The organism is Candidatus Bandiella woodruffii, from assembly GCF_034359465.1.
Classification (GTDB): domain Bacteria; phylum Pseudomonadota; class Alphaproteobacteria; order Rickettsiales; family Midichloriaceae; genus NDG2.
Map to the genome: position 1 here is coordinate 370807 of NZ_CP110820.1, position 13106 is coordinate 383912.

The 13106-nt window shown below is 35.4% G+C and carries 15 protein-coding genes, 1 tRNA gene and 2 pseudogenes; 9 read left to right on the forward strand and 9 right to left on the reverse strand.

Going from position 1 to position 13106, the window contains the following annotated elements:
* The first annotated feature begins 141 nt into the window (after positions 1 to 141).
* The 3 genes and pseudogenes from radA to Bandiella_RS02235 form a co-directional block, all read left to right on the forward strand.
* Entirely contained in the window at positions 142 to 1500 is a 1359-nt protein-coding gene (gene radA, locus Bandiella_RS02225) for a DNA repair protein RadA (protein WP_323733381.1), read from the forward strand.
* Positions 1501 to 1532: 32 nt separating this feature from the next.
* The gene (locus Bandiella_RS02230) at positions 1533 to 2348 is read left to right on the forward strand and encodes a CvpA family protein (RefSeq protein ID WP_323733205.1); all 816 of its coding nucleotides are present in this window, start codon (positions 1533 to 1535) and stop codon (positions 2346 to 2348) included.
* Positions 2349 to 2441: 93 nt separating this feature from the next.
* Positions 2442 to 2783: pseudogene (locus Bandiella_RS02235) on the forward strand (IS5 family transposase); the annotation flags it as partial.
* Between the two features lie 58 nt (positions 2784 to 2841).
* Here Bandiella_RS02235 and Bandiella_RS02240 read toward each other — a convergent pair.
* Entirely contained in the window at positions 2842 to 3546 is a 705-nt protein-coding gene (locus Bandiella_RS02240; RefSeq protein WP_323732571.1) for an IS6 family transposase, read from the reverse strand.
* Positions 3547 to 3624: 78 nt separating this feature from the next.
* On the opposite strand from Bandiella_RS02240, the pseudogene Bandiella_RS02245 reads away from it, so the two are divergent.
* The 3 genes and pseudogenes from Bandiella_RS02245 to Bandiella_RS02255 all read left to right on the forward strand — a co-directional run.
* Positions 3625 to 3900: pseudogene (locus Bandiella_RS02245) on the forward strand (transposase); the annotation flags it as partial.
* A complete protein-coding gene (locus Bandiella_RS02250; RefSeq protein ID WP_323733206.1) occupies positions 3897 to 4061 on the forward strand; it encodes a hypothetical protein in 165 nt (54 codons plus the stop codon). The pseudogene Bandiella_RS02245 and the gene Bandiella_RS02250, both read left to right, overlap by 4 nt.
* A gap of 72 nt (positions 4062 to 4133) precedes the next feature.
* A protein-coding gene (locus Bandiella_RS02255) for an IS6 family transposase (RefSeq protein ID WP_407651271.1) occupies positions 4134 to 4761 on the forward strand; the annotation gives its coding sequence in 2 pieces (ribosomal slippage) (positions 4134 to 4235 and positions 4237 to 4761; 627 coding nt in all).
* A 534-nt stretch (positions 4762 to 5295) separates the two neighbouring features.
* Here the strand turns inward: Bandiella_RS02255 and Bandiella_RS02260 are convergent.
* Together Bandiella_RS02260 and Bandiella_RS02265 are read right to left on the reverse strand one after the other, a co-directional pair.
* Positions 5296 to 5574 carry a hypothetical protein gene (locus tag Bandiella_RS02260; protein WP_323733207.1) on the reverse strand — a complete coding sequence of 93 codons (279 nt, stop codon included), beginning with the start codon at positions 5572 to 5574 and terminating at the stop codon, positions 5296 to 5298.
* 30 nt (positions 5575 to 5604) lie between these two features.
* Entirely contained in the window at positions 5605 to 6309 is a 705-nt protein-coding gene (locus Bandiella_RS02265) for an IS6 family transposase (RefSeq protein WP_323733208.1), read from the reverse strand.
* Between the two features lie 158 nt (positions 6310 to 6467).
* Here Bandiella_RS02265 and ffh point away from each other — a divergent pair, with 158 nt between their 5' ends.
* Genes ffh through Bandiella_RS02280 form a run of 3 tightly spaced genes read left to right on the forward strand, consistent with a single transcriptional unit; the run spans position 6468 to position 8984 of the window.
* Complete coding sequence (gene ffh / locus Bandiella_RS02270) at positions 6468 to 7811, forward strand: signal recognition particle protein (RefSeq protein WP_323733382.1); 1344 nt, start codon at positions 6468 to 6470, stop codon at positions 7809 to 7811.
* A gap of 24 nt (positions 7812 to 7835) precedes the next feature.
* On the forward strand, positions 7836 to 8405 hold the full coding sequence (gene bamE, locus Bandiella_RS02275; RefSeq protein WP_323733209.1) for an outer membrane protein assembly factor BamE domain-containing protein: 570 nt from the start codon (positions 7836 to 7838) through the stop codon (positions 8403 to 8405).
* A gap of 9 nt (positions 8406 to 8414) precedes the next feature.
* Entirely contained in the window at positions 8415 to 8984 is a 570-nt protein-coding gene (locus Bandiella_RS02280; protein ID WP_323733210.1) for a helix-turn-helix domain-containing protein, read from the forward strand.
* 42 nt (positions 8985 to 9026) lie between these two features.
* Here Bandiella_RS02280 and Bandiella_RS02285 read toward each other — a convergent pair.
* From Bandiella_RS02285 to rpmG, 6 genes are all read right to left on the reverse strand, one after another.
* Positions 9027 to 9116 (reverse strand) — tRNA-Ser (locus Bandiella_RS02285).
* A 263-nt stretch (positions 9117 to 9379) separates the two neighbouring features.
* Positions 9380 to 10213, reverse strand: a complete 834-nt coding sequence (gene mutM, locus Bandiella_RS02290; protein WP_323733211.1) for a bifunctional DNA-formamidopyrimidine glycosylase/DNA-(apurinic or apyrimidinic site) lyase — start codon at positions 10211 to 10213, stop codon at positions 9380 to 9382.
* A 44-nt stretch (positions 10214 to 10257) separates the two neighbouring features.
* Complete coding sequence (locus tag Bandiella_RS02295; protein WP_323733212.1) at positions 10258 to 11196, reverse strand: bifunctional riboflavin kinase/FAD synthetase; 939 nt, start codon at positions 11194 to 11196, stop codon at positions 10258 to 10260.
* Complete coding sequence (gene ruvB / locus Bandiella_RS02300) at positions 11193 to 12221, reverse strand: Holliday junction branch migration DNA helicase RuvB (protein ID WP_323733213.1); 1029 nt, start codon at positions 12219 to 12221, stop codon at positions 11193 to 11195. Before ruvB ends, Bandiella_RS02295 begins: the two co-directional genes overlap by 4 nt.
* A gap of 4 nt (positions 12222 to 12225) precedes the next feature.
* Positions 12226 to 12903 carry an ABC transporter ATP-binding protein gene (locus Bandiella_RS02305; RefSeq protein ID WP_323733214.1) on the reverse strand — a complete coding sequence of 226 codons (678 nt, stop codon included), beginning with the start codon at positions 12901 to 12903 and terminating at the stop codon, positions 12226 to 12228.
* Between the two features lie 17 nt (positions 12904 to 12920).
* The gene (gene rpmG, locus Bandiella_RS02310) at positions 12921 to 13091 is read right to left on the reverse strand and encodes a 50S ribosomal protein L33 (RefSeq protein ID WP_323733215.1); all 171 of its coding nucleotides are present in this window, start codon (positions 13089 to 13091) and stop codon (positions 12921 to 12923) included.
* Positions 13092 to 13106 lie beyond the last annotated feature (15 nt).

Below are 13106 nucleotides of genomic sequence, written 5' to 3' on the forward strand. Positions count from 1 at the left end.
TGTCTTCTATAAAATTTCCAACTTTTATTTTACGAGAGGTATACAATATTTGGAAATTAGATTGACTATAATTGTTTCTCCAATAGACTCCTTTCTTTATGTTTTATATTATACAGAGCACATTTTGAAAAATACAGGTTAATCATGAGTAAAAATAAGATGTTTGTTTGCCAAAATTGCGGGACGGTTTTTCAGAAATGGCAGGGCAAATGCGATGAGTGTGGCACATGGAGCAGTATAACAGAAGAAATACTGGATTCTCAAATCTCCAAGAAAATCTCCAGAAAAGACATCATTAGTCTATCCGAATTGAGTAATTTAAGTGACATCAGTGTGGATTTCTCACGTATAGACACTAATATTACTGAGGTTAACAGGCTGTTAGGGGGCGGGTTGGTTAGTAGCTCTGCCATATTGATTGCTGGAGACCCGGGCATAGGTAAATCAACGTTAATATTAGAGTTATGTAACAAACTTGCCAATCAAGATTTTACAACTATCTATATCAGTGGTGAAGAAGCGTTATCACAGATAAAGCTACGTGCTGAAAGACTAGGGGTGCTAAATAAGCATATACACATCGCTAATACCACTTCTCTTGAACACTTGTTGGCTATGGTTGGTAAAATCAAACCCTTACTACTGGTGATTGATTCAGTACAGACACTTTATTTTGAAAAACTTGATTCCCCCCCTGGGACAATAAGCCAAATACGTATATGTACCCATGAGTTAATTCAGGTTTGTAAAAAAAATAACGTTACTCTCATCCTTATAGGACATATAACCAAAGAGGGGCAAATTGCTGGTCCTAAGGTTTTGGAGCATATGGTAGATGTTGTTCTTTCCTTTGAAGGCGAAAATACTCAGCAATTCAGGATCATTAGAGCAACAAAAAATCGTTATGGTTCAACCAATGAAATAGCTCTGTTTGAGATGAGCTCTAAAGGTTTACATGAAGTGACAAATCCGTCTGAAATATTTTTGCCACAGGAGAAAGATGGGGTTGATAAGCAAGGTTCTTGCATTTTTGCAAGCATAGAGGGGACAAGAACTATTTTGCTTGAGGTGCAAGCCCTGGTGGTGCCAAGTTTTCTTCCAACGCCAAGACGGGCAACAATTGGATGGGATTATAACAGACTTGCAATGCTTATTGCCGTGCTGAACGCCAAGATGAATATTAACTTAATGAATAAGGAGATTTACTTGAACATTGTTGGTGGTCTTAAAGTAAATGAAACTGCTGCAGATTTGGCTGTTGTTGCATCATTGATTTCTGCGAACAAGAATATATCGATCCCAAGGGATATGATATTTTTTGGAGAAGTTGGTTTGTCAGGCGAGGTAAGGCAGGTTAATAATACAGAAAACAGACTTATAGAAGCTAGTAAATTAGGATTTAAAAAAGCCATTATCCCATCTCAAAGAAAAAAGTTTTCTTGCAATATGGAAATAATTGAGTTAAAGCACATAAATGAACTCAAGAAAGTTTTGATCTAAAATTAGAAGCCAGAAATATGGATTTTAGTGCAATGAATTATGTTGACTATACGGTAGTTGTGGTCATTGCTATATCTGGGGTTTTTGGGTTATATCGTGGGTTTATCACTTCTGCTGTTAGTCTATTGGGGTGGGTATTGGCCATTGTTCTAACTTACCAACTTTACCCCCAGGCTGAAGTTTATTTGTCCGAACACATAAAGTCCAAAGCATTAGTCGTAATAGTTGCCTCTGGTGGGCTGCTGATTGCTTTGCTTATAATTTTTGGAATAATCAACTCCGTGCTTTACAAATTGATTGGTGATTTAAAGAAAAGTCTTATTGACAGAGCAGTTGGTCTGTTGTTTGGCTTGGCCAGGGGTTTTTTCATATTATCATTTTTATTCTTATGTTTTTCCATTAGTTTAAAATTACTTATTGGCAAAAAAGAAGAATTGGTTGAACAGGATTATCCTAAAGCGATTATTGGTGCAACTAGTTTTAAGTTGATGGAAAATGGGGCTTTAGCTCTAAAAACATTTTTGCCAGAATCCATAAATGAGAGATTTGCAAAATTGTATGATGGTGCCGACAAAAAAGAGGTAGATAAGAGGTTTATTGATAACGCGATAGATAAACTAACCGAGTTTACATCTGATGAAGAGATAAAAAACATCAACATCATGCGCCAAGATTTATCCTCAACTGAATCTGAAGAAATGATAGATATTAAAACACTCAGATATTTATTTGACAACTATAAGAAAAAGTTAAAAGACGGAAGTGTAAAGAGTGAGGTGTTCACTCCTAAGGAGATGCAGAAAATTGAATCAATTGTGAACGGCGTTTCAACTGGCTCATTAAAGTGAGGCTTAACAAAGTTTTTATTTTAACTTGTATTAGATAGTGTCGTCATGAGATTTGTGGTATAATATGAAAGAAAAGATAAATCAGGAGTAAAAATGGATTTAGGGCTACATAGGCATGATATAACAGATAATATGTGGGATTTGATAAAGGATCATTTGCCAGGAAGGGAGGGTACGTGGGGAGGTTTGGCACATAATAACAGAAGATTCATTAACGCAGTATTTTGGATATTAAGAACAGGTTCTCCCTGGAGAGATTTGCCTTCAGAATATGGAGGATGGAAAAATACACATAAAAGATTTTGCAGATGGAGAGACAAAAGGATATGGGAGGCTTTATTGGAGATATTTGTGAAAGAACCTGATATGGAATGGTTAATGATAGACGCAAGTCATAGTAAAGTGCATCCACATGCTTCAGGTGCAAAAGGCGGGGCTCTGTCGCATCTGTAATATGATGCAAAAACTTTCAAATTATTTGTATATTTTTCCATTAAGCAGTTAGTGAAAGAAATTTATCAAAGTCAGAATTATAATTGTCATTGTCAGCAAGTTGTCCTTTTTTAATCATGTGCAAGAGCTCTATTCCTGCAATAGTCCTGGCGGCACTTCTAAAGGATTTGAAACCAAGCATCGGTCTAGTTCGTTTCTTTACAAATCTGTGATCGCCTTCTATCCTATTGTTTAGATATTTGTTATGCCTAATTTCTATTTGGTCTTCTTTAGATAATGGCTTATTGATCGAATTCAAAGCAGAAGTATTAGAGCCACTTTTATCTATATTAACCTTTATAGGCTGGCCACTAGATTTAATTGCTTTCCTGAAAAACGCTTTAGCTGCCCTTTTATCTCTTTTTGCTCTTAGCATAAAATCTATGGTATCCCCGTATTTATCAACTGCTCTATACAAATAGACCCATTTACCTTTAACCTTGATATATGTCTCGTCCATTCTCCAGCTGCCGTTGACTGGCTTTTTTCTTTTTCTGAATCTTCCTTCAAGTATTGGCATAAACTTTACTACCCATCTTTGTAGAGTGGCGTGATCTATGTTGAGTCCTCTCAACCCGCCTATCTCTTCTATCTCTCTGTAACTTAAAGAATATCTTCCTTTCATATACAGCGATACCATAATGATTTCTGCGCCATATTCATGGTTCTTAAAATACTTCATTAATTTTGGGTCTACTTTAAACATTATTACCAGCAACTATTTCTTTCAGAATATCAAAAATTCTTATGTGTTTCAACAGATGCGACAGAACCAGAGATGAAAGCTGAGTACTTACTAGCCGACAGAGGGTACGATGTTAATTACATAATTGACCATGCCCAAGAATTGGGCATGAGAGTTGTTATTCCTCCTAAAAAGAACAGAATCACCCAGAGAAAATACAATAAAGATTTATATAAAATAAGGCATATTGTAGAAAACACCTTTCTTCATCTTAAAAGATGGAGGGGAATTGCAACCAGATATGCTAAAAATTCAGCTTCTTTCCTTGCCGCAATTCAGATTAGATGTTTATCTCTTTGGCTTAAAATCTCATGACGACATTATCTAGTAGAATAACGTTAAGCCAAACAAATGACCAAGGTTGGTTTAAGAAGTTTTTATGCTGGTGCTGCGCTTCGGATAATGAAGCTAATGAGGATAATCTTAAAGGTGTTTTATCAAGTGAGAAAAAATATTGGTTCTGTCGCATCTGTTGAAACACATAAGAATTTTTGATATTCTGAAAGAAATAGTTGCTGGTAATAATGTTTAAAGTAGACCCAAAATTAATGAAGTATTTTAAGAACCATGAATATGGCGCAGAAATCATTATGGTATCGCTGTATATGAAAGGAAGATATTCTTTAAGTTACAGAGAGAGAGAAGAGATAGGCGGGGTTGAGAGGACTCAACATAGATCACGCCACTCTACAAAGATGGGTAGTAAAGTTTATGCCAATACTTGAAGGAAGATTCAGAAAAAGAAAAAAGCCAGTCAACGGCAGCTGGAGAATGGACGAGACATATATCAAGGTTAAAGGTAAATGGGTCTATTTGTATAGAGCAGTTGATAAATACGGGGATACCATAGATTTTATGCTAAGAGCAAAAAGAGATAAAAGGGCAGCTAAAGCGTTTTTCAGGAAAGCAATTAAATCTAGTGGCCAGCCTATAAAGGTTAATATAGATAAAAGTGGCTCTAATACTTCTGCTTTGAATTCGATCAATAAGCCATTATCTAAAGAAGACCAAATAGAAATTAGGCATAACAAATATCTAAACAATAGGATAGAAGGCGATCACAGATTTGTAAAGAAACGAACTAGACCGATGCTTGGTTTCAAATCCTTTAGAAGTGCCGCCAGGACTATTGCAGGAATAGAGCTCTTGCACATGATTAAAAAAGGACAATGCTGACAATGACAATTATAATTCTGACTTTGATAAATTTCTTTCACTAACTGCTTAATGGAAAAATATACAAATAATTTGAAAGTTTTTGCATCATATTACAGATGCGACAGAGCCATATAATTAGGCTCAATTAGTTTATAGCAATCATCTTGTTTCTAAGTCCAATATGTTATGAACCTATACAAGGGGGGGTGGATTCCTAAATAAATATAGATGAAAGTATAGTTCTGCCTAAATTATTAAAAAGTAGTATAATCGATGCTTTAATCATATCTATGACCTTGGAATATCGCCTAGTTCTGCGATTGAATCTTGCAAGATAATGTCGCAATAAAAGACCACTGCGTAATATAAAATCGAAAAATTAGAGAGGAGAAAATGAAAAAAGTGGCCTGGATGAGTTTGCACAATAAAGTGGAAAATTTATAAGATGCAAAAAAGACGTGAAGACCAGCACCATTTTGACATGATAATCTATCTTATGGAAAATATGTTTCGTCACGCATTTGTACGTTCTTCATGCTCATCGAAAATTTATTAGAAGTCGTCATATTTATTGTGGCTATTATTATCATTCATACCATTTTCTTGATTTAAACAATATTCACCTGAGTATTTATCACCCGAATTATTGGCGGTGGATGTGTCATCATAAAAGTCTGATTTATCTGATAACTCATCTATCTCCTTTCCTATATTCAAAATCTTTTCTTCTATCAATTTAATTTCCCTTTGTTTCTCATCTACTATTTTTTGGAACAATCGCAACTCCTGTTTTAAATATTTTGGCTCTGTCGCATCTGTAATATGATGCAAAAACTTTCAAATTATTTGTATATTTTTCCATTAAGCAGTTAGTGAAAGAAATTTATCAAAGTCAGAATTATAATTGTCATTGTCAGCAAGTTGTCCTTTTTTAATCATGTGCAAGAGCTCTATTCCTGCAATAGTCCTGGCGGCACTTCTAAAGGATTTGAAACCAAGCATCGGTCTAGTTCGTTTCTTTACAAATCTGTGATCGCCTTCTATCCTATTGTTTAGATATTTGTTATGCCTAATTTCTATTTGGTCTTCTTTAGATAATGGCTTATTGATCGAATTCAAAGCAGAAGTATTAGAGCCACTTTTATCTATATTAACCTTTATAGGCTGGCCACTAGATTTAATTGCTTTCCTGAAAAACGCTTTAGCTGCCCTTTTATCTCTTTTTGCTCTTAGCATAAAATCTATGGTATCCCCGTATTTATCAACTGCTCTATACAAATAGACCCATTTACCTTTAACCTTGATATATGTCTCGTCCATTCTCCAGCTGCCGTTGACTGGCTTTTTTTTTTTTCTGAATCTTCCTTCAAGTATTGGCATAAACTTTACTACCCATCTTTGTAGAGTGGCGTGATCTATGTTGAGTCCTCTCAACCCGCCTATCTCTTCTATCTCTCTGTAACTTAAAGAATATCTTCCTTTCATATACAGCGATACCATAATGATTTCTGCGCCATATTCATGGTTCTTAAAATACTTCATTAATTTTGGGTCTACTTTAAACATTATTACCAGCAACTATTTCTTTCAGAATATCAAAAATTCTTATGTGTTTCAACAGATGCGACAGAACCATCTAGAGGCGTACGAAAACATTTTATTTTCATTTACTTAGTGTCTACATAATATTATGATTGCCTAATTATTATGTAATTTGCAAATCTATGTTTTCTTCACTGGGAGAGAATTTTACTAAAGTTTTAGAGAAAATTAAGCGTAAAGGAAGTGTTTCTGAGGCAGACATAACAGAAGCTCTTCGTGAAATTAGAATTGCAATGCTGGAGGCTGATGTTGCACTTGATGTTACAAGAGAATTCATCAGTCACATCAAACAAAAAGCATTGGGTGAAAAAGTTTTAAAAAGCATCACTCCTGGACAGATGATTGTAAAAATTGTTCACGACGAGCTGGTGTCAATGCTGAAGGCAGATGACCAAGATATCAACTTAAAAAGTACCCCGCCTGCTGTTATTATGTTAGTTGGCTTGCAGGGGGTTGGAAAAACCACAACATCTGCAAAACTTGCTGTACATCTTAGAAAAAAGTATAAAAAGAAAGTGTTGTTAGTATCGCTAGATACTCAAAGGCCGGCTGCACAGGAACAACTTGAGACGTTAGGAAAACAAGTTTCTATTGATACCTTACCTATTGTAAAGGGAGAAAGCCCTTTGGATATAGCCAAAAGAGCAATGGGTGAAGCTAAAACCAAATATTTCGACGTGGTTATTTTGGATACCGCTGGAAGGCTGCATACGGATCAAGAATTATTGGATGAAATCATCGCTATAAAAGCCTTTGCCAACCCAATTGAGACACTATTAACTGCAGATTCTATGGCAGGGCAAGATGCGGTTAACAGCGCAAAACAATTTAACAACGCGGTAAAATTATCCGGAATAATATTAACAAGAATAGATGCAGATGCAAGAGGTGGTGCTGCACTTAGCATAAAACATATCACCGGATGTCCAATTAAGTTTATTGGACACGGAGAGAAAATCTCAGATTTTGAGCAATTTCACCCAGAAAGAATTGCCTCAAGGATATTAGATATGGGTGATGTAGTAAGCCTGGTTGAAAGAGCTGCTGAAGTGGTGAACCAAGAAGACGCACAAGCACTTGCAAAAAAAATGTCAAAAGGGGATTTTGATATGGAAGATTTGCGCACTCAACTAAAAAATCTGAAGAAAATGGGAGGTATTGCTTCTGTGGTTGCAATGATGCCAGGTTTAAGGGGCATAAAAGACAAAATGGACATGGATAAGCTTGATTCTGCTATATTAGCGAAACAAGAGGCGATCATTAACTCCATGACTAAAAAAGAAAAAAGATTTCCTAAAATACTAGATGCATCAAGAAAAAATAGGATTGCAAAAGGCTCTGGCACCTCTGTACAAGACATAAATAAGCTCTGTAAACAATTCTTTGAAATGCAAACCATGATGAAAAGGATTGGTAAAATGGATGGAAAAAGTTTGAAAAAATTTGGTAATATGTTAAACAATTAATATTAAATTATTTTAAAAGTGGTTATGAATAATACGAGAGACAAAAACAAACTAGAAAAATTATCAGAAGCATTAAAAAATAATTTAAAAAGAAGGAAAGTAAATGCCCAAAAAACCAAGGATAACACGGTGAGCAAAAAAGCTACAAGGCAATTGAAGACCGCTCTGTGTTTTTTTATGGTTTTATTTTTGGTTTCTTGTGTGAAAAAATTGGAGAAAACTGGATATTTACTCCAAAAACACAAATTGGAGTTGGTAAAAATCAACAAAACATCAGAACAAGAACTTATACATATCCTGGGTGAGCCAACCACAAAGTCCAGTTTTGGTACAAAAACCTATTACTACATGGAGCGTCAGTCTGAACAGATGGCATTTTTTGCACCAAAATTAAAGGAGCAACAGGTTGTTGCGATAGAGTTTAATCCAAGAAACATTATTAGCAATATAACCATTTACACCAAGGATGACGCCAAAGTTTTAAGTTATGACGGAACGAAAGAAAATTTCGAAGGCAATAAAATTGGCGCATTAGAGCAAATGGTTGGCAATTTTGGAAAATTCAATTCACAGGCTCAAAAAGGTGCTAAATAATCATCCATTATGATTACTATATTAAGCGATAGTGATTATATTGAATATGCATTAAAAACAGTTGGTATTTATAAAACGCTTGAGATTTCAACAATAAACTGTTTGGATAATAGAGGTGATTTAGAGAGTAGTGTTGTTATAGTTGACGATAAACCTATTGATCTAGAAAGCCTGCCGACTTTCATATTAATTGCTCATCATAAGAATGCTAATTTGCAAAAACCTTTTCATATCTCAGCTCTTATGCAGATGTTAAATCAAAAGCTGGAATCATTAAGCAATTACATTTACCCTGATAACTTTTCGTTCTTTTTTTATAAACGCTTGCTACTCAATAAATATGGACAATCCTCTAACCTAACAGAAAAAGAAGCAAATTTGCTACGCTATTTACTAAAAAATAACAACAGCTTGGTAAGTAAAAGTGTTATTCTTCAAGAAATTTGGCAATATAAGTTTAATACAGAAACAACCACACTTCAAACCCATCTGTATTCCCTAAAATCAAAATTTAAGGACCTACAAATCTGTGATACGATCGAGATCCAGACGGATAAGGTGAAAATCAAAGCATTTTAAACAGTTCGCAACGGCCGTGGGTAAAGCCATTATAACTGAATATGGCGGATGGAGTGGGATTCGAACCCACGGTACGCGTTAACGCACGCCGGTTTTCAAGACCGGTACCTTAAACCGCTCGGTCATCCATCCACTTAGACTATTAACAGATTATTTTTATCTTATCAAGCAACTTTCAATAATCTGTCCCATATATTTAAAATATTTTTAAATGTATGCCTGTATACTCCGATAACTTGAAAAATTGGCGTCGTCATACTTCGGACTTCGCATAACGTTTAGGTACATATGTACGCGCCTCATGCTCATCGCTTGTATTCCTAGCTCTTTTCCAAGTTCTATGTCGTCTATAAATTTGCCAACCCTTGATTTACTAGAGGTATATAGGTTAAAAACTAAGTATCTGACTGACATTTAGAGCAATAAAATGTCGCCCGTTGTTGAAATAACTTGCGCACAATGTGGCCGCCACAAGAAAAACATGGTTTGTTTGCCCTATTATAAACCTGAAAATTATTTTGAAAGTTGCCAAATATACCATTGGGCGCAACATAATCTCTTAAGCTTGAACCTCCCATTTCTATGGCTTTTTCTAGAACTTTTTGAATACTTAATATGATGTTTTTTATCTCTAAATCATCTAAATCCCTAACCTTTTTAAAAGGCGATATTTTTGCTGAATGTAGCGTCTCGTTAGCATAAATATTCCCAACACCAGTTATAATTTTTGCGTTCATTAAAAAGCTTTTTGCCGCTGTGTTTTTATTCTCAGCTTTTGACTTGAGGTACTTCGGAGTAAACTCTTTGGAGAATGGATCGACACCTAAATCTTTAAACAGTGGGTGCATATTAATCTTATCTGATTGTATCAATGTGATTAATCCAAACCTACGTGGATCGTTATAGGTTAAGCTTTTACCGTTGGATAAAATAAAAACAACATGATCATGCTTGTTTTGTTGCATAGTTGGGGAAGAATCTGTCAACAATAATCTGCCAGACATACCCAAATGGATTACAATGTTGTTATGCGTATTTGTGGCAAAAACGATATATTTTGATATTCTATTTACCCCTGTTATCTCAACCCCTAACAAACTCTTCACAAAGTCCGATGGGTAATTTATCCGTAAAGTATAATCGCTTTTGATTATATCTTTGATCTTGCATGGGATAATGGTATTTTTCAATCCTCTGACGATTGTTTCAACCTCTGGAAGTTCTGGCATAACATATTATGTGTAGAGTAATGATTTTCAATTACAAAGACGCTTCACGATACGATATTTCTCAATGCGTACTGAGCCTCCCTCATGTCATTCTGCACCTGTTTTTGTAAACTTTCAATATTTTTTAGCTTTCTCTCAGGCCTGATAAAATGTAGGAATTCAACTTTTAGAATTTGGCCATATATATCTTTTGCAAAGTTGAATATGTGAACCTCTAATAATATCTTATTTTCGTCACTTACCGTTGGCTTTACACCAATGTTCGCCACACCATAAAAATGTATTTCATTTATTATAACTCGCACTAAGTACACACCTCTTAATGGGTATGCATAATTCTCTTTAAGTGGGATATTGGCAGTTTTAAAACCCAAAGTTGTTGCCATTTTTTTTCCACGAATTACTTCTCCGCAAATTGCGTAGTTCTCACCTAACAGTTGATTTGCTGTTTCAACCAAACCCATCGCAAGAAGTTCCCTGATTTTGGATGAAGACACTTCAATACCCATATATAAGAATTTCTCTACTATATGATATAAAAACCCGTATTTTTTAGAAGCGTCCATAAGTGTGTTGACATCGCCTAGCTTTTTATTACCAAAGGAAAAATTATAGCCAGTCACCACGCCTTTTATCTGAAACTTTTCGATAAGGATTTTTTTGATAAATTCATCATGATTCAACCTCATCAAATCCAGATCAAAATCCAAAATAAAAAGATGTGATAACGGTAACTTTTTCAATAAGTCTATTTTTTGTTGTGCGGGGTATATAGGCTGTTTAGCATTTTTTGGGTCAATTATATTGCTTGGATGCGGAGAAAATGTCAAAACCGCAGCCAACCAGCCATTACGTTTGGCAATCTCAATGCAGCTATTAATTACATCCCGATGACCAATATGTATCCCATCAAAATTACCAATAGCCAAAACCAAATTTTTTGGTATGTCAAAAGATTCTAACTTGCCCTCACAAATAATCATTCAAGCCCCAGTTCTAACTCTTTATCGGCAATGGATAGCCCCATGTGCTTTAAACATAAATTTGTAAGAATTCTTCCTCTTGGGGTTCTGTTGATAAACCCAATTTGCAACAGATATGGTTCAACTGTGTCTTCAATTGTATCTTTCTCCTCAGAAAGTGCAGCAGCCAGTGTGTCTATCCCAACAGGGCCGCCATTGTAACTGTTGGATATAAAGTTGATATATTTATAGTCCAAAGTGTCCAGTCCGATCGAATCAATGTGTAGATTACGCAATGAAGATTTTACCAGATCTATGTTAATACAATCTTTATTGGCAAAATTTGCATAATCTCTTATTCTGCGCAGCAATTTTACCGCAATTCTTGGTGTACCTCTCGAGCATTTAGCAATCTCTTTAGCAGCTTCTTCGGAGATGTTAATGTCAAAAATTTTAGCTGCCCTTTTGATTACATATTCCAGTTCATTTTGACTATAAAAATCAAGTTGGAATGTAATGCCAAATCTGTCACGAAGAGGGTTTGTGAGAAGACCAAGTCTTGTGGTTGCCCCAATTAGCGTGAATTTCGGAAGGTTAATTTTTACAGTGCGCGCCGCAGGTCCGTCGCCGATTATCAAATCAATATAAAAGTCTTCCATGGCTGGATATAACACCTCTTCCACTGAGGAAGCCATTCTATGGATTTCGTCAATAAATAACACATCATTTTCTTCAAGGTTGGTAAGTACCGCTGCCAACTCTCTCGTCTTGCTCAACATCGGACCAGAGGTGATTTTGATGTTCGCATTCACTTCTTTTGCAATAATTTGCGCAAGCGTTGTTTTACCAAGTCCTGGCGGCCCATGAAAAAGCACATGATCGAGCGTTTCTTCTCTGTATTTTGCCGCGCCTATAAAAACTGTCAGATTTTCAACGATTTTTTTCTGCCCAATAAACTCACCCAATTGGCTTGGGCGGATGTGAGTCTCGTTTCCATCATCTTTGATGAAATTCTTTCTGATAATATCATTACCGGGGATTTGCATATATTTAGCTCTGACGTTCCAACTTACCTTCGTTCAAAACATAAATCTTATCCGCCTTTTTCGCAACATTTACATCGTGTGTGACAGTAATTGTTGTTATGTTATGCTCTTTTGAGATGCTTTCCAATATTTTTGCAACATTAACGGTGTTTTCAGTATCAAGATTACCAGTTGGTTCGTCGGCTAAAATTAATTTTGGATTATTAATAAGGCTTCTTGCTATCGCAACCCTTTGTTGTTCACCACCAGATAATTGTGATGGATAATTATTATATCTATGGCTTATGTTAAGCTTAGTGAATAAAAGTTGAGCCTTTTCCATCGCCTCTTTCTTTTTTATTCCCAGTATCTCCTGGGCAAACAAAACATTTTCAAGCGCTGTAAAATCTGGTAACAAATTGTATGACTGAAACACAAAACCTAACAACTCCCTTCTAAGCGCAGTTTGTTTACTCTCGGATATTAAACCACATTCGGTACCATCAATAACTATTGACCCACTGCTTGGATTATCAAGCAACCCTATAATCTTTAGTAACGTACTTTTGCCAGAGCCAGAAGGCCCAACAATTGCAATACCCTCCCCTTTTGCGACTTCCAAATTAATATCACTTAGTATCTGTTGTTTTGTTTTATCAAAACAATAGTGCTTACTTATATTTTTTAAGGATATAAAGCTCACTACACAACCACTATGAACTAACTGCTCAACTTCTTTTCGTGGAATTCAACGTGTTTACGTACGACTGGATCATACTTCGTAAAAGCCAATTTTTCCTTTAATTTTTTAGGATTCCTTTTCTTTACAAGAAAATACCCTGTATCTGCGCTACTTACAAGTTTAACTAGAATAGTATTTTTCTTAGCCATTGTTTTCTTTTTCGT

What these genes read in the sequence shown, in the direction of transcription:
- Bandiella_RS02265 (WP_323733208.1), bottom strand. Translation starts at nt 6,309, where the DNA reads ATGTTTAAAGTAGACCCAAAATTAATGAAGTATTTTAAGAACCATGAA.
- Bandiella_RS02295 (WP_323733212.1), bottom strand. Translation starts at nt 11,196, where the DNA reads ATGATTATTTGTGAGGGCAAGTTAGAATCTTTTGACATACCAAAAAAT.
- Bandiella_RS02230 (WP_323733205.1), top strand. Translation starts at nt 1,533, where the DNA reads ATGAATTATGTTGACTATACGGTAGTTGTGGTCATTGCTATATCTGGG.
- Bandiella_RS02250 (WP_323733206.1), top strand. Translation starts at nt 3,897, where the DNA reads ATGACGACATTATCTAGTAGAATAACGTTAAGCCAAACAAATGACCAA.
- ffh (WP_323733382.1), top strand. Translation starts at nt 6,468, where the DNA reads ATGTTTTCTTCACTGGGAGAGAATTTTACTAAAGTTTTAGAGAAAATT.
- mutM (WP_323733211.1), bottom strand. Translation starts at nt 10,213, where the DNA reads ATGCCAGAACTTCCAGAGGTTGAAACAATCGTCAGAGGATTGAAAAAT.
- ruvB (WP_323733213.1), bottom strand. Translation starts at nt 12,221, where the DNA reads ATGCAAATCCCCGGTAATGATATTATCAGAAAGAATTTCATCAAAGAT.
- Bandiella_RS02280 (WP_323733210.1), top strand. Translation starts at nt 8,415, where the DNA reads ATGATTACTATATTAAGCGATAGTGATTATATTGAATATGCATTAAAA.
- Bandiella_RS02240 (WP_323732571.1), bottom strand. Translation starts at nt 3,546, where the DNA reads ATGTTTAAAGTAGACCCAAAATTAATGAAGTATTTTAAGAACCATGAA.
- rpmG (WP_323733215.1), bottom strand. Translation starts at nt 13,091, where the DNA reads ATGGCTAAGAAAAATACTATTCTAGTTAAACTTGTAAGTAGCGCAGAT.
- bamE (WP_323733209.1), top strand. Translation starts at nt 7,836, where the DNA reads ATGAATAATACGAGAGACAAAAACAAACTAGAAAAATTATCAGAAGCA.